The following is a 15,842-nucleotide window of genomic DNA, read 5'->3' on the forward strand; positions in this document are numbered from 1 at the left end:
GACCAGTGGGAAGGAAGAAGAACAATTTATGAAATACGCCGATCTGCACCCTAACATCCGAATACGTATCATTACAGATTTTTTCACCGATCTGACTCAGAAGTCCATCATTCCATTCATGGCGATCTATCTGAGTGTTCAGATTGGCGCAGGTGTGGCAGGGTTATTGCTAACGGTCAATATTGCGGCTTCCATGATTGTGGGTTTGTGGGCAGGATATTGGTCGGATCAAATGGGACGAAAGAAATTAATGGTGATTGCACAAACTTTGCAGGTCGTGGCTCTACTTTGTTTGGCTATTGCCAACTCGCCGTGGATGGATTCGATCATCGTCACTTGTCTCATGTTTCTGCTTAGCAGTCTAAGTTCAGGGATCACCGTGCCGATTGCGAATGCCATGATTGTCGACGTGAGCAGTGAACATGAACGTCATTATGTATATGGGTTACAATATTGGACAACAAACGTTGCTGTAACCTTTGGCGCACTGTTGGGCGGGCTATTTTTCGAATCATTTCGTTTCTTATTATTCAGTCTGGTGTGCCTGGAAAGTATGGTTACGCTGTTTATATTAGTCTTTATGATTCGGGAAACAATGGAAAAACGCGCACTCAATCATGGAGATCAATCCAATCATTCCGGTCCATCCACCAGAATATTGGAATCCAATGCTCCCATCCAGAGGAACATACTGAAAACGTACCGGGCGGTCTTTCAGGACAAACGTTTCATGGTATTTTTCACGGCTACGGTCCTTGCCGTTTCCCTGGAATTCCAGTTGGATAAATATATTGCGGTTCGTCTAAAAAGTGAATTCACCGCCCAACTGTTCGGCTCAGATATCTCTGGTCTGCGTATGTTCAGCCTGATTATGATCATCAACACTGTACTGGTTGCATTGGTTGCAATCCCATTCTCTAGATGGATGGGCCGCTTCCAGTCCCGAGCGATCATGACTGTCGGTATGTACCTGTATACCGCAGGTTTCGCCGTTCTTGCTTTCAGCAACTGGGCTTGGCTACTTATATCATCCGCTATATTGCTGACCATTGGAGAATTGATGTACGCCCCTGTTCGTCAGGTCATGCTAGCCGGTATGATCCCAGATTCGGACCGGGCTGCCTACATGGCTGCTGACGGGTTGAGCTATAACGTGGCTGCACTACTCGGAAGTATCGGGTTAACTATTGGAGCCTTCCTGCCCTCATACGTAATGGCTGTTCTGTATGTACTCATGGGGCTTGCAGCACTCGTCTTTTTCCGAATGTCACTTCGGAAGACAGAGGAACAGCATCAACATCTGGCGTGTGCAGAGGCATCATGATATTACTTTTTCGGCAACAACATAATCACTAAGAGAGCCATGGCAGGCTCTCTTTTTCATGTCCAAACTCAACGCATACAAGTAAATTATTATTAACATTTTGTATATTATAGTTTACATTCAGTAAAATATCATGTACATTTTATTCATGGAGGTGAGCAAGTGGAAGAATTGCACAATCATGTTAGGGAGTTACGGGCCAGAGACCGGTTGTCCCAAGCGGAATTAGCCAAACTCATCGGCGCATCCCGTCAAACCATTGCCCTGATTGAACGCGGAGATTACTCCCCATCGGTCGTCCTGGCATTAAAAATAGCCCATGTCTTTCGTGAACCTGTAGAAAAAATCTTTGAATTGAAAGGTGGAGATTAAGATGAACAGAACAACTTCCCCGTCCAAAAAGAACAAGATGCGTCTTCCGTTGTATGCGGCAGGTGGTGCTGTAGTCGGTTTTCTCGGAGCCAGCGGAATCAACAAAATTCCATCTAATTTGAATTGGACGTTGTCCGTTTACTATGACTATGATCTTTTATTTGCATTACTGGCTGCTTCAGTGGTGGTTATGATGTTGTGGAACACGCTCAGTCTTGTTCGTACGCCATCTGTGCCTCCAACGGAAGATGAGGTGTATGGAGATTCTGACTCACTCATCTCTCCCGCTGAGCGTTCCCTCGGAAAAGCGATGATCCTCAGCGGATTGAGCGTTATTGTTGCGTTTACCTGGATCGCACTTGCTCTGTCCTTAAACGCTTCCAACAGAAACATGCCGAATTTTCCCGAACTGTTTAACCTCATGAATCTCTTTGCTGCGTGTATCTCTATTATCATCGTCGTTATACTGCAAACACTGACTGTGAAGCGATACAATCGCTATTTCCCTGATCGCGCACTGGATCTGAATTCACGCAACATGAAGAGGGATCATTTCGAGAAACTGGATGAAGGTGAGAAATGGATCGTATACCGTGCAGCCTATCGTTCTTTCCTGATGATGAACATTTTGCTTGGGATCGGCATGGTCTCCATGGTGTTATATTCAGCCCTCTTTAGCTTTGCTCCATTCCCAATTGTAATGCTCTCCGTCATCTGGATTGTCAACATTGGAATCTATTATCGTGAAACCTATCGTGCGAGTAATCAGTAATACATGGATAAGTAACTATTTTGTAAATATTTTCATAAAAGGAGTGTTTGCATGCATCTATCCAAACGAAAGACCCGCGTCAGGTTCACCTCCCTAATCGGAGCTTTCATGGCTGTTGTTCTGTCTCTTAGTCTATGGGTACCCGCAGTCCAGGCGGAGACCGCGACTCCAGTAACTGCTGAACAGGGGAAAACGAAAGCGCTGACAGGCGAATCAGCTACAGCATTTCTCGACTCATTCTTTGATTCCGCTGAGGCAAAAGCTCATTATGTTGGAGCCTCCGTTGTTGTTGTGAAGGATGGTAAAGTGCTGGCGGAAAAAGGATACGGCTATGCTGATCAGGAGAACAAAACGCCTATTGATCCGAAAAATACGGCCTTCCGTGTAGCCTCTGTCTCCAAAACATTCACGGCAGCAGCCGTGATGCAGCTGGCGGAGCAAGGCAAAGTTGACCTGCAAGCTGATTTTCAAACCTATGTAAAAGGGCTCGAATTCGATAATCCTTTTGACAAACCTGTAACTGTGGAGAACCTGCTCACACACACGACCGGATTCGAGATCCGTGATCCGCAGCAGGAAGACATCCATACTGATTTTGACAAATACATAACGATGGAGGATTACGCTCAGCAACACATGCCTCCCGTCGTTCGAGAGCCTGGCAGCGCCTACATGTACGATAATTTCTCGTTTTTGCTGCTCGGCATGATTGTGGAGAATGTTAGCGGAGAGCCCTTTGAATCCTATATGCAGCAGCATATCTTCAAACCACTAGGAATGAATAACAGCAGTTTCATACTGGACGAAAAATTCCAAAAGCAACTTGCTGTAGGCTATGATGCGGCACACAACCCGCTTGATCTGTATACCCTCTCTCCATCACCAATGCCTCAAGGTGGCATGCTGTCTACCGCTGAGGACATCGGGAAGTTCATGATTGCGTTCCTGAATGATGGCGTGAAGGACAACACACGTATTCTCAAGGAATCTACAGTGAAAAGCATGGAACAGTACCGTTCCTCCATTCATCCATTACTGCCCGATACCACTTACGGGTACGAAGCACCGTTTCAGCTTCCCGGGGCAGGAAGCAGTTCCAGCGTGATTACCAAAGCAGGCGACCTGACAGGATTCAGCTCTTATCTATTTTTTATTCCTGAGCAAAACACAGGCGTCTTCCTGACCTATAATCAAAATGGAGCACTTCGTAATCTGTTCTACCCGGCATTCATCCAGAATTTCTTCCCGCAATATGCAGAGCCAGTGCAGTTCAAGGATTACACGCCGCAAACTGCGGAAGAGTTGAAGCGTTTTAACGGATTGTATGCTGACCTTCGCATCAGCACCCTCATTAGCAAGTTGCAAGCTGGCGGCGAAACGTCCAGTGCGCTCAGCATTAGTGATCCGTTTATTGGCGAACGTAAGCTGATTCAATTGGAAGACAATCTGTTCAAAGATGAATTAACCGGACAGTTCACGGCGTTCAAAACATACGAAGATGGCACTACTTACATGAGAGAACCTTATCTCAACCCATTTGGGTATGCCAAAAAAGGACAACAAGCTACTGGCTTCCGGGATGTTCGTGAGAACAGTCCTTATGCTGAAGCCATCTATGCAATACAATCTCTTGGATATTATGAGAATGATGCCAACAAGTCTTTCCAACCGAAGACAGCTGTGACACGAGCTGAATTCATTGAAAATACGCTTAAACTCAGTGGATTGAAGCCCAGCAAAACAACGCCACCTGCAGGCACCGACTGGGCAGACCATGCAGCAGCCGGATATATTCAACTTGGATATGAATTGGGTATGATTACGGGCACGGACGAACAGCAGTTTAAGCCGGATCAAGTGATTATCCGACAGGAAGCCATGGTCATGATGTGGAGAATTATGCAATTGCAATATCCTAGCGAACTTTTCAATGATGTGAAACTTGCAGGGCACACAGATCCATGGGCTGTACCTGCTGTTCAGATGATGGCGAAGCTTGGTATCCATGGACCTGAGGTGAAGGTGATGGAGGATGGTTCCATTGATCTTCTTTCTCGCAAACCTCTGATTCGTCAAGAAGAGGCTGCTATCATGTATGCTTTAATCACACAGCCGACAGATCGCATCGTCGCTGAGTTAATGGCTGCTCAGCAGCCGCAAGCCGAACCTGATGAAGGAGCAGAGCCTGCAGAAGATACATCAGAAATTGCACCGGTTCCTTCACCAACGACGGTCCCTTCTGAAGTATCGGCACAATAAGAACAAAGTATCTTCATATTGATAAGATTTATCATGCTTATAAATGAGAAAAACAGGCTTGTTCAGAAGGATATAACCTTCTTGAACAAGCCTGTTTCGTTACTTTTCTTACGTTATCGCTACTAGTAAATTTATTATATGTTACGGAGTAATAACCGTCTCTATGCGATCAACGAGGATACATGTGTGTTTCCATTACGCTGATCAAACTTGGCTGCAACGGTCTGAGCATGCTCCGCAAAGTAATCAGCCAACTTGAGCAAGTCGCCGGGATCGCCTTCATACGGGAAGGATGCTGGCAGGCGCAGGCGATACCCATCCGACTCTTTTTCTTCAGCCCAACGCCGCAATAACGGGGCTGCCTTCGCATAATACAACATTTTGGCATATGCATCTTCATGATCGGCTGCGAGTACCAGTGTTTCTTCGAGGACATCAATGCCTTTGGCCGGATTCGTAAGTGTGAGATACTCCATCTGCTCGGAAAAACTTTGCACAAAATCGTTCTCACCTTTGATCAAGCGGTATCCCTTGACCTGATATTTATCGGCTTCCTCCGTCCGCCCCAGACGATATAGCGGCATCAGAATTTCCGACAATGTTAGATGCGGAATCTCCGCACAGCTCATGCGTCCTTTGAGAATAGGCTTGGCCAATTCCAGCACCTTCTCGTCGTCTCCTTTTAACATAAAATAACGCATAATCTCATCCTGCTCACATGCCTCACAGTCACTCATGAAGTCGCGGTCCAATGCTCTGAACTTGTCATAACTGCGCCCTGATTCCTCCAGCTCTCCGAAATCCATAAAGATGCGGAAACGATAGTACCAGTAAGAACGCTCACTGTAACCATAAGACTTGAACCGTGCTCCGAAGTCCTCCAACAGCTCCATAATCTTCTCGCGTGAGATTTCAGGGAAATCGGGCATTTTACCGAGAATCCATTTATATGACCACAATAACGTCTCCTCATCATACAGCTCTGGTTGCTGATCGAACTTGCCCAGTTGCCAGGAAAAAGCGATCAAAGCTTTCATCGGATATCCACAGAAGGTGGCTACATCCACAATCTCGGAGCGCGCTTCGTACGCCTCCTCAACCATACCATTGACATCGGCTACCCGCGCTGCTTCCTCCAAAAAACCGAGCTTCGCAGGACCACTAGGCAGTTGATAGGCCTCTTCCATCAAATCTTCAAAATCCATCTCTGTCTTCATCAGGCATCTCCCTCATGATTCATATTTGCGCGTAAACCCCAATCAATAAACCGTACAATTCCCTGGTTCAATACTTCAAGTTCCTGCTTGTTCATGGCGTAATGGCCCATCATCAGTGCGTTGACATACAACATTTCTATAGCAATCGGTGTCATCTGATTATCCGGTGAAGTCAGCACCCGTTTAATGATGGGATTGTTTACATTCAGATACAACGTCGAGTACCCTGCCGAATTAATGCCTGCCGACAACGAACCGAGAACAGAGGAGAATAAGTCAGTGCTCTCTTCGCTTGCTTTTTCCAACGCACGCAGCGTGGATGATTCCTGCGAAAGGGTAAACAACACCGGCAGATCCGATGGCTTGAAACCTTTCACTTCAGCCCGGCAGCGGAAACGTTGTAATGCCGAATCTGCCAACCGTAGCGCATCATAGTACTGGTTACGTTCAGCCGGTGCAACATCCGTGAATGTCATCGATACTTCATCTGGCTCAATTCGCTCGGTCTGTACATGGTTCAGTATGACAGGCAGCATCGCCATCAGTTCTTTATCGTAGATATAACCTGCGTTGACGACCAGCATGGACTGTGCTGAAGCCACATGGTGTATCTGACGATATTCATCAATGGAGCCGGTATAATACAGCGTATCCCCTTCATCAATCAGTTCACCTAGTTCCCGGTGTCCTCTCGTCGTCTCAAAAGGCAGCCAGCGGTGAATCATCGCGTAGAACGCCTGATCCTGAACAGCCAACGCCTTCATCGAAAGAGCATGCAGACGAATCAGCTTCTGCAAGCGTTCGGTCTGATTCTCAGCCATGTCAGCCAGCCCCGTACGCAGAGCGTCCCCAAGCTCGGAGCGCACTTCTTCCAGTTTTTCATTTTCATAGAAATGTTCTCTTGACGCCGTCGGTTGAAGCTCATCGGTCCAGATCAGACATTTCACGAAGAACGCCCACTCCGGCAAAATGTTCTCGGCTTTCTCCGAGATCAGCATTCGCTTCAGGTACACTCGGTGAGAACGCTTGGCATTCAGATTCACTGCATGTGGCAGCACATACGCAATGCCTCCCGTACGGCCCGTAGCCGTTGTCAGCGTGATGAAATCCTGGAACTTCTCCCCAAGCAGACGTTCACCAAAAGCAAGTACTTCCGCTCGGCAAGAACGGGCAAGCTCTGGGCGTGTTAGCCAGATCGGAGAATCCTGATTGACAACAGACTGCACCCCATCATGTATCAACGTGACTGGATAAGGAAGCAGAGCGCCGTAGTAAAATAAAGCTTCTTTCACATACTCCGCTTCAAAATAATGTGCTGCATCCGGTGTACAACGCAGATATACTTTCGTTCCGGGAGACAACTGTGTGTCCAATTGTCTAATCGTATATGTACCATCCGGCTTACCTCTCCACTCCATCGAGGGACCACCCTTAATCGATTGAGTCAGCATAACGATCTCATGACTTACCATGAAACAGCTGAGCAGACCAATACCGAAACGCCCAATAAACGATGTCTCGCCATCCAGCAGTGCCTGCTGCCCCCGCTTCGAGGATTGTCCAATCATCGCCAGAAACTCGTGGATATCCGCTTCGGTCAGGCCAACTCCGTTGTCCTCCACCATCATCGTCAATTGATCACCGGTTCCTGTCAGCTCAATCCTTGCCTCGCCCTGATATCCCGGCTCCACTTCCTTGCGTGCCGTGATCGCATCTGTTGCATTTTGCATGAGTTCACGCAAGAACACCTTGGGACTACTATATAGATGGTTGGATAAAATCTGAATCATCCCGCTCAGGTTCACTTGAAAACGATATTCATTGGATGCTGCCATGAGTCACTCACCTTCCTCTACGTCCAGAACACTATATGTACCCATATGATGTATTCATATGGATGTGTTAGACGAATTCATATGTAATTCAATTCATTACCACATTATGAATAGCAATGAAACGGATGTTCTACCCTAAAATAAGGATACATGTTACACGCCATAGTGAAAACAAACCTGAGACCCGATTTCAGCCAGACTTCAGGGTAAATATGCACCCTGCATTCGGGACTATTGAAGCAGGAATAGATCTTTTTTGTCGTCCATTTGAACGATATCAGCCTGCTGCACGTATAATCTCCAAACTCAGATCGGATGGTGAATATAGATGATTGAAGCACGCAACATATCCAAGCAATTCAAGGTACATCAAGCACTGCATGATGTCAGTTTCACAGTTCAACAAGGCAGTGTCACAGGGTTAATTGGCCCTAACGGTTCGGGCAAAACCACACTGATCCGCATCATGAATGGGGTCTTGGGTGCTTCCAGTGGACAGGTAACCATTAACGGATTGGACACCGCTCGTGAGGCCGAGAAAGTACTGGCCATATGTGGCACACTTACCGAACAAAGTGGACTATATGAAAATATGAGTGGCCGTGACAATCTGACTTTCTTCGCAGATGTTTTTGGCCTGAAGCATGCCCAAGAACGTATCGACGAGCTTGTAACTCTGTTCGAGCTGCAGGATTATCAGCATCGAAAAGTCGGCACTTATAGCACAGGCATGAAGAAACGCCTGGGCCTTGCACGAGTACTCCTGCATCGTCCTTCCATCCTGTTTCTGGATGAGCCCACCAATGGCCTGGATCCGGATGGAATCCAGATGGTACTGCGTATCATCCGTCAATTAAATCAGGAAGAAAAGATGACGATTCTGGTCTCATCCCACGTGCTGTCCCAACTGTCAGCCGTCTGTGATCGTTATATTTTTCTGGAAAAGGGGCGCATCGTTGAGGAAGGCACGGAAAAGGAGATTGTTAGCCGGTACCTGTCCACTCCGAAACTCGAAGTTGAAGCCGACATGCCCGATGGATGGAACACAGCAACTGACTACACACCTGAAATAATCTCTGCACATCAAGCGACATTTCAGCTTACATCTCGTGAAGATATTCCATTACTGCTAAGGCAATTAACGGAGCTTGGTCAAGTCTATCAGGCCCGCATCACGGGCAGTGATCTGGAGAGTATCTATTTTGCCATAAGGGAGGCACACCACCATGAATAATCGCCAAGCCATACGTGCACTGATCCGTAAAGATATCTGGTCCGTCACAGCCAGCGTTCAGCTCTGGTTGCCCATGTTGATCGTTCCACTGATTATCGGAATCATCATGCCCTCTGCTCTTCTGTGGGCGGCCTCCAGAATGGAACTTCGTTCTCTGGGCAACATCAACTTTTTGCTTGAATCATTGGATGCATTAACCCATGGTGGACAGATTCCTCAGCTCGCTTCCATGCCTACAGATAATCATCGTATTGTTTATTATTTAGCCATGTATATGTTCGCGCCCTTGTTTCTCATCATTCCGGTGATGGCCTCCAGTATTCTGACGGCCAATAGTTTCGCTGGTGAGAAGGAACGCAAGACACTGGAAGGTTTATTATTCACACCGATCAGCATGGACACACTTTTCAAAGGCAAAGTGTTGGCTGCCCTAATCCCTTCCCTTCTATTATCCTGGGTTACTTTCCTGATCTATGGAATCATTGCCAATATTCTGATGTACCCTATGTTTGGAACGTTGATGTTTCCCAATGTCAACTGGATGATTCTTGTCCTGTGGGTTGTTCCGGCTTGCAGTCTTATGGTCATTTTGTTAAACGTGCTGATCTCGGCCAAGGTTCGTGGATTTCAGGAAGCTTATCAGCTTGGTGGATTAATTGTCCTTCCCTTGATCGCCTTAGTCGCTGGTCAAGCCAGTGGCATGTTGCTGATCGGCCCCTGGATGTTACTCTTGATTGGAGCAGTGTTCTTGCTTATTAGTTTGGTACTTCTTCGTCTCGTCACGCTATGGAATAGTCGTCAACAACTGGCGGAAAGTCAGATCTGAGATGTGCAGATTGAGAAATAGATAAACGCAGGTTATGATGTTTGGAGATATATGCTCTGGGATGATTATAGAGAGGAATGGAAGAACCGCATGGAATCCAAACTACTTCAAAAATTAAAATATGCTTCACCATTAACGTCACAGGAGAAGCATATTGTGGACTATATCCTAAACAACCTCGAAGTTGTATTCGATTCTACAGCCCATGAACTGGCTCAGCAGACCTATACAAGCTCCTCCACCATTGTTCGCTTATGCAAAAAGCTGGGTACCAAAGGGTACCCAGACTTCCAGTTAAAGCTTGCTCTTGAATATCAACGGATACCTTCTGCGTTGCAGAAGCAGGATTCTCCATTCGCAGAACAAGGCAATGTGCTGGCTGCCATCGACTCGGTTCCTTACCTATATCAGCAAGCGCTGGAGGATACACGCGGGATGTTAAAGGCCCCCGTTTTACTACGAATCGCAAACTGGGTCAAAGAATCCGGACGTATCGATATCTATGGCAGTGATATGAATTATTATCTAGCTCAACAGGCTTGTGCCAAATGGAATGAACTCGGCATATCTGCAATTGCTCACAATAATGCCAACATGCATTACTTGAATACGATGAATCCCAACAGCCTGACGCTGTCTTTTGTTATATCACACACAGGTGAGAACCAATCCATGATTGAAGCGGCCAAAGTGCTGAGCAACAAACAGATGAAAGTTATCGCGGTCACGGGCAGCAACCATTCAACCTTGTCCAAATATTGTGACGAAACGTTACTCGCTTACGGATACAATGAACAATTAAGGCTGTCCAAAATGTCTTCGATGGTCTCGGTACTTTATATTTTCGACATGTTGTACATGAGCAGCATTAGTGACACGTATTAACGATTAACGCTGATCTGCTGCGAATACAATTCCGGCATCCTTACGCGCACCCATGAGCACACTCATCACAGACTGGCTGTGTTCGAGCAGTTCATAACACCGGTTGTAATCCCCACCTGCATGGATGTCCCTGAACACTTCCCACTCGTAGTAGAGCCAATTGGATTTGGTCTGGACATTATACGCCTCAGCAGACTCATTCCCGATCTGAAGCTTGATCTCCCGGCAACCGTTTGCTCCCCCGACAACCTGAAGATACCCTTTCTCTCCCTGAATAAGCACAAAGTTCATGCTGCTTGTATCTTTGGCACCCACACATTCCGCAATAAACTCCGGATATTGGAGAACGACAACGCCTGACGTATCAATGCCGTTTGCATGCTGGTTCGCAGTATACGATACGGTATTCGGACTGCCGAACAGATTCATGACCAGATGAAGATTATATATATTAATATCCATCAGCGCTCCGCCAGAGAATTGTGGATTAAATACATTCGGCGTCCTCCCTGCAAGCAGATCATTGTATTTGCGTGAGTATTGACTGTAGTTACATTGGATGAGTTTGATTGGGCCAAGCTTTGGCAGCTGCTCCTGTATGACTTTAATATTGGGCAGATGAATGTTCGAGATGGCTTCAAACAGTAACAGATTCTTTTCTTTTGCAAGTGCAACCAGCGTCTCTGCTTCCTGAAGCGTGGACGTGAACGGTTTTTCGCAGACGACATGTTTGCCGTGTTGAAGTGCCTGATAGGCCTGTTCGTAGTGCATGCTGTTTGGTGAAGCAATATAAATGAGATCTACATTTGCATCTGCAAATAGTGACCCCAGGTCCGTATGGATTGTATTTACTTTATATTTACTCGCAAGCTCCTGTGCTGTCTCTCTCTTCCGGGAGTACATCGCTGTACAAATGACATCTTCCAGTTCATTGATCGCGGATAGAACGGCATCCACAATGGACCCTGTACCGATCGTTGCTATATTCATCATATCGTTTCGCTCCTGTCGTTGATTAGTCAGTTGACTCTCTTCGCTGATTAAATGTTATGTTATCACGATCAAGTCAGGCGGAGAATGCTTTGGAGCCGGATTGGCAGCATCATTCGCAATTCCATTTCAGGTTTGAATGTGTATGAAATTCAATTTCATTCGCTTCTTTTTTCATGTTTGAGATCTAACATATCTTCCATAGTTTACCGATATAACATAAGAAATTAACGACATACATATAGAACGAAGGGGACGAGGAAAGCATGAGAACAGGGCATACATATTTACAACGCATCATCTGTACATTGCTGTTATTTACACTCATTGCAGCAGTGGCATTCGGAGGCGGGGGCGAAGCCCAGGCAGCTTCACTTAGCCAATCCACTGTGTATTATGAGTCCGACGGCGTTTTGTACAAAGTATCCGCGGATGGAAGCAATACAACAGAAGTATTAATTGATTTCCAAGGGGTGGACTTGCTCGCGGCAGGTTCTTATCTCTACTACACCCAGACTGCTTCTTCCACAACATTGCTTCGGGTTCCGAATGACGGGTCCAGCGATGCGGCAGAGACATTTGCAACAGATGTGCTCAGCTATTATACGGATAATGGATTCATCTATTATCTGGATGCTACAGGCACGATATATCGCGCTAATGGCAATAGTGACGCTTCAGCTGTTACCAAGATTGCGGACAAGGCTGATACCGACTTTCCGTTTCTCGTGGTAACCAAAGGGCGGGTTTACTATAACGCACTGGTTAATGGAAACACGTGGATCGTGTCCAAAACATCCAACGGTTCTGGAGCTGTGCAGCGAATTGCCGCAGGTGCAGTGGAAGGTCGTTATTTTACGAATCTGGCCAAAAACGAACTGCAACTCATGGTCAATACAGACCCATATGAGCAGTACTACTCTACCAATGCTGTTGTCATGTATAAGGTGAATTACAACACGGGCAAGGCCACTGCGGTAAATCCCAAAGCCAAACTGGATGTGAATGCAGTATACTCCGGTGGTTGGGGTAACAATCTTTACGTGTATAACAAAGGAATCGAGCTCGACAGTAACAAGGATTACAATTATGCCAAAGGCAAAGCGTTTGCGTTAACAACTTCAGCCAAAACACTTCAGCTTCATAACAAAAGCGTTCGGGAAGTAAGTGCTCTAGGTACAGACAAGGTTGTCCTTATTGATGCAGACAAGAAGGCTTATGCCAAAACGGTCTCCGGCAACAAAGTAACCAAGTCCGCCAACCTGAACCTGAACAATGTAACGTATGTTGCTAATCAATTGACCAATGGTACACCTACGGCTGCTTACATCTCGGGCAACAATGGTCTCTATTCGGTCAATACTACTCTCAAGGTAACCAAACTTACCAGTGACGAATGGGATGCATTCCATATCAGAGATGATGTTGCAGGCCTGTTCTACATCAATGCCAAAGATCAGTATCGCTTGTATCATGTGCAAACGGGCGGAACAGGCAAAAAAGTCATGAGTGACGTTTTCCTGGACAATATTCTATTGGTGACACCGTACTAATATATCCTGTTGATTCAAGCATGTAGCTCATTCTACGGACTTGTCCATAACAAAAAGGATTACCCTGCAGCCCTAGTGGCTCTTGGTAATCCTTTTTTGGTTGTCGAAAACTATTTGAAAAAACATCTTCCATATGAGAATGATAATTGTTATCATTAAGAAAATAAGACAAAAGGATGGTCCGTATGACTGAACAGTTTCCCTTCATTGCTGAAACCTCATCTCTACCGCTCCTCTCCTCCATGTGCCGTATGCGTCGCGGGGAGAATTTCCGTGTGCAAGGCAAGACGGTGTCCCGGCCCATGCTCTGTCTTATTTTACAAGGAGACGGTGTTCTGGTCCTGAATGATACAGCCTATCCGGCTCAAGCGGGCAGCATATATGTACTGAAGCCAGGTACAACCATCGAGGCCGCTGCTCGCTCGAAGGTGACCGAATGTATTTTGCTAAGCATGGATACCGTTCGTTTGCAGCAAGTGCGAGGCGAGTGGAAAATGACCTCTTCACCTGGCTTTCCGCTGGATTGGCAAACAGGCAGGTTGCTAGTTCGTCACGAGCAGCAGGCTGTATCACGTTTGGAACAACTGTATGAGACCTATCGGGGCTGTCAGCCAGATCACTTTATCAGCATACATAGCCAATTGCATGAACTGCTACAGTTTCTCTCGGAGAACCGGCTGGAAGCCAATCATGAGAAAGTGGACCCTGCCTTGGAACGCAGTATTATGTATATGCGACGCTACATGAGTGAAGGAATCAGCATGGATCAGCTTGCGAAGATTGCCGGTCTCACACCCAGCTCCTATTCACGCAGTTTCAAGAAAGCCAAAGGCATGTCGCCGACCGATTATCTCAATCGTTTACGGATAGATGAAGCCAAAAAACAGCTGACCGAAGAAAACTGTGTTCTTAAAGACGTCGCAGTATCTGTAGGGTATGGCAACGAGTATTATTTTAGCCGCAAATTCAAACAAACCTTGGGGATTGCCCCCAGCGTATATATGAAAAAAGATCAACTTCGCGTAGCTACGGCGTCCATCATGGGATTCGATCAGAATCTGGCCTCGCTTGAACTGCGCCCTGTAGCTGTGCTGGAAGGAGTTTTTGACCGGGATTCGGATGAATATGAACATGAACGCCGATTAACCAGACAATTAGATCAACTTCGGCATGCGAAGCCAGATCTGATCATCGGTGACTTTTACCACAAGCCCTATTACGATCGCCTGAAAAATATTGCACCCACCGTCATCTTGGAATCCACGGATGACTGGAAAGAGAACCATATTCGCATAGCCGAACTGGTCGGACGCGAGAAGCAAGCGTTGCTGAACTTCAAGGAACTTGAGTTTCGCAAACTTGAAGCAGGATTGAACCTACAACCTTATTTCCGACAAAAACGGTTGACTCTGATGGAGGTCACGAATCAGTTCATTCGCTTACAAGGAACTGGCGAGCATCCATTAAATCATTTGTTGTATGCTGAATTGGGACTGCTCCCTGCCCAGCTTATATCTCCCGACATCTCCCGGTATGATTATGCAGCAGATAGTATCCCCGTGCTGGACACGGATTACCTGTTGATTCACCGTGCTTCGCTTCATCCTGCCAGTGAAAAGGTGTTCCGGCGCATGAAGCAAACGGCATCCTGGAATCGCTCCCCTGCCGTGTTACAAGGTAACGTTCATGATATCTCGAATTGGCATCAGTTATGCTGGACTCCAGGTGGCCAAATGCAGATACTGAATGAACTGCAACAGATTTCACAGCAGCCTGTAGCCTTTCCTCATGCAGGTCTGATTGGACATTAAATGTGAACATAGGTCGATACGATGGGCAAAGTTATCTTTTACATCGTGTTCCTTCATTATAATTCAGTAAGATATTGCACAAGCCAAAAGGGCCCTCTCCTCTAACGGAAAGGGCCCTTTGCATGTCATTATAGATGTTCCTTGATCTCTTCCTTCGGAACCAGCTTGTATATCTCTTCATCTTCCATGGTATCAATCAATCGATCCAACCATTTGTAATATGCTTCCGCTTGCAAAATCTTATGTTTGTCTTCCATCAGGGTCCGGATTAGTTCAACATCCGTCTCTTCATCCAGATCTTCAACTAGTCGATTCAGTTCTTCAATCGATTTGCGTAGAACCTGAAGGTTACTCTCCACGGCTTTTCTCCATTTAATCGCAAAATAATCCGTAAACGTCTGATGCCAGTCATATTCCACTTCATATAGGTCTTTTCTGGAGCCCTTGCTCCACACTTTATTTACCATTTTCAAATCCAGCAGTGTTCGTACACCTGTACTCATACTCGTTTTGCTCATTTCCATTTCCCGTCCCATATCGTCAAGGGTCATTGGTTTGTCTGCAAAAAATAGCAATCCATATAAGTGTCCCGTAGACAGCGTAACCCCGTAAAGATCCATATTACGTCCAATGGCTTCAATAACGCGCTTACGAATCTTCAGCACGGTTGCCTGCTGTTCCTCTTGTAAATGGTCCAAGCCCATGCTTGCAACCTCCATTCTGAACATTCCACAGTCTTTGGCGAAATCATTGCAACACTTTAA

The 15,842-nt window shown here is 46.3% G+C and carries 13 protein-coding genes; 9 read left to right on the forward strand and 4 right to left on the reverse strand.

Annotated elements, in window-relative coordinates; genetic code table 11:
• Positions 1-28: 28 nt before the first annotated feature.
• The 4 genes from ACX9NY_RS16635 to ACX9NY_RS16650 all read left to right on the forward strand — a co-directional run bounded on the left by ACX9NY_RS16635 (position 29) and on the right by ACX9NY_RS16650 (position 4,727).
• Entirely contained in the window at positions 29-1,324 is a 1,296-nt protein-coding gene (locus ACX9NY_RS16635) for an MFS transporter (protein ID WP_472473869.1), read from the forward strand.
• Positions 1,325-1,486: 162 nt separating this feature from the next.
• A complete protein-coding gene (locus ACX9NY_RS16640; RefSeq protein WP_017690042.1) occupies positions 1,487-1,696 on the forward strand; it encodes a helix-turn-helix transcriptional regulator in 210 nt (69 codons plus the stop codon).
• A 1-nt stretch (position 1,697) separates the two neighbouring features.
• The gene (locus ACX9NY_RS16645; RefSeq protein WP_342572186.1) at positions 1,698-2,468 is read left to right on the forward strand and encodes a DUF3169 family protein; all 771 of its coding nucleotides are present in this window, start codon (positions 1,698-1,700) and stop codon (positions 2,466-2,468) included.
• Positions 2,469-2,519: 51 nt separating this feature from the next.
• Positions 2,520-4,727, forward strand: a complete 2,208-nt coding sequence (locus ACX9NY_RS16650; RefSeq protein ID WP_472473871.1) for a serine hydrolase — start codon at positions 2,520-2,522, stop codon at positions 4,725-4,727.
• A gap of 161 nt (positions 4,728-4,888) precedes the next feature.
• Here ACX9NY_RS16650 and ACX9NY_RS16655 read toward each other — a convergent pair whose 3' ends face one another.
• On the reverse strand, positions 4,889-5,944 hold the full coding sequence (locus ACX9NY_RS16655) for a hypothetical protein (RefSeq protein WP_472473873.1): 1,056 nt from the start codon (positions 5,942-5,944) through the stop codon (positions 4,889-4,891).
• A complete protein-coding gene (locus ACX9NY_RS16660) occupies positions 5,944-7,779 on the reverse strand; it encodes an HSP90 family protein (protein ID WP_339240356.1) in 1,836 nt (611 codons plus the stop codon). The genes ACX9NY_RS16655 and ACX9NY_RS16660 overlap by 1 nt, the downstream gene beginning before the upstream one ends.
• A gap of 328 nt (positions 7,780-8,107) precedes the next feature.
• Here ACX9NY_RS16660 and ACX9NY_RS16665 point away from each other — a divergent pair, with 328 nt between their 5' ends.
• The 3 genes from ACX9NY_RS16665 to ACX9NY_RS16675 all read left to right on the forward strand — a co-directional run bounded on the left by ACX9NY_RS16665 (position 8,108) and on the right by ACX9NY_RS16675 (position 10,724).
• Positions 8,108-9,013, forward strand: a complete 906-nt coding sequence (locus ACX9NY_RS16665) for an ABC transporter ATP-binding protein (protein ID WP_339259476.1) — start codon at positions 8,108-8,110, stop codon at positions 9,011-9,013.
• Entirely contained in the window at positions 9,006-9,839 is an 834-nt protein-coding gene (locus ACX9NY_RS16670) for an ABC transporter permease subunit (RefSeq protein ID WP_472473876.1), read from the forward strand. Before ACX9NY_RS16665 ends, ACX9NY_RS16670 begins: the two co-directional genes overlap by 8 nt.
• 90 nt (positions 9,840-9,929) lie before the next feature.
• The gene (locus ACX9NY_RS16675; protein WP_472473878.1) at positions 9,930-10,724 is read left to right on the forward strand and encodes a MurR/RpiR family transcriptional regulator; all 795 of its coding nucleotides are present in this window, start codon (positions 9,930-9,932) and stop codon (positions 10,722-10,724) included.
• Between the two features lie 3 nt (positions 10,725-10,727).
• On the opposite strand, the gene ACX9NY_RS16680 is transcribed toward ACX9NY_RS16675, so the two are convergent.
• Positions 10,728-11,714 carry a Gfo/Idh/MocA family protein gene (locus tag ACX9NY_RS16680; protein ID WP_472479323.1) on the reverse strand — a complete coding sequence of 329 codons (987 nt, stop codon included), beginning with the start codon at positions 11,712-11,714 and terminating at the stop codon, positions 10,728-10,730.
• Between the two features lie 266 nt (positions 11,715-11,980).
• Between ACX9NY_RS16680 and ACX9NY_RS16685 the strand changes: the two genes are divergently transcribed.
• Together ACX9NY_RS16685 and ACX9NY_RS16690 are read left to right on the forward strand one after the other, a co-directional pair.
• Positions 11,981-13,267 carry a DUF5050 domain-containing protein gene (locus ACX9NY_RS16685; protein WP_339240351.1) on the forward strand — a complete coding sequence of 429 codons (1,287 nt, stop codon included), beginning with the start codon at positions 11,981-11,983 and terminating at the stop codon, positions 13,265-13,267.
• Between the two features lie 185 nt (positions 13,268-13,452).
• Positions 13,453-15,078, forward strand: coding sequence for a helix-turn-helix domain-containing protein (locus tag ACX9NY_RS16690; protein WP_472473880.1), 1,626 nt, complete (start codon positions 13,453-13,455; stop codon positions 15,076-15,078).
• A gap of 128 nt (positions 15,079-15,206) precedes the next feature.
• Here the strand turns inward: ACX9NY_RS16690 and ACX9NY_RS16695 are convergent, their stop codons facing one another.
• Positions 15,207-15,782 carry a GbsR/MarR family transcriptional regulator gene (locus ACX9NY_RS16695; RefSeq protein WP_339240349.1) on the reverse strand — a complete coding sequence of 192 codons (576 nt, stop codon included), beginning with the start codon at positions 15,780-15,782 and terminating at the stop codon, positions 15,207-15,209.
• Between the last annotated feature and the right edge of the window lie 60 nt (positions 15,783-15,842).

The organism is Paenibacillus sp. CB74 (genome assembly GCF_055687625.1).

Coding starts and splice junctions, on each gene's coding strand:
- ACX9NY_RS16675 (WP_472473878.1), top strand. CDS start 9,930: ATGGAATCCAAACTACTTCAAAAATTAAAATATGCTTCACCATTAACG.
- ACX9NY_RS16650 (WP_472473871.1), top strand. CDS start 2,520: ATGCATCTATCCAAACGAAAGACCCGCGTCAGGTTCACCTCCCTAATC.
- ACX9NY_RS16680 (WP_472479323.1), bottom strand. CDS start 11,714: ATGAATATAGCAACGATCGGTACAGGGTCCATTGTGGATGCCGTTCTA.
- ACX9NY_RS16635 (WP_472473869.1), top strand. CDS start 29: ATGAAATACGCCGATCTGCACCCTAACATCCGAATACGTATCATTACA.
- ACX9NY_RS16685 (WP_339240351.1), top strand. CDS start 11,981: ATGAGAACAGGGCATACATATTTACAACGCATCATCTGTACATTGCTG.
- ACX9NY_RS16695 (WP_339240349.1), bottom strand. CDS start 15,782: ATGGGCTTGGACCATTTACAAGAGGAACAGCAGGCAACCGTGCTGAAG.
- ACX9NY_RS16665 (WP_339259476.1), top strand. CDS start 8,108: ATGATTGAAGCACGCAACATATCCAAGCAATTCAAGGTACATCAAGCA.
- ACX9NY_RS16645 (WP_342572186.1), top strand. CDS start 1,698: ATGAACAGAACAACTTCCCCGTCCAAAAAGAACAAGATGCGTCTTCCG.
- ACX9NY_RS16655 (WP_472473873.1), bottom strand. CDS start 5,944: ATGAAGACAGAGATGGATTTTGAAGATTTGATGGAAGAGGCCTATCAA.
- ACX9NY_RS16690 (WP_472473880.1), top strand. CDS start 13,453: ATGACTGAACAGTTTCCCTTCATTGCTGAAACCTCATCTCTACCGCTC.
- ACX9NY_RS16670 (WP_472473876.1), top strand. CDS start 9,006: ATGAATAATCGCCAAGCCATACGTGCACTGATCCGTAAAGATATCTGG.
- ACX9NY_RS16660 (WP_339240356.1), bottom strand. CDS start 7,779: ATGGCAGCATCCAATGAATATCGTTTTCAAGTGAACCTGAGCGGGATG.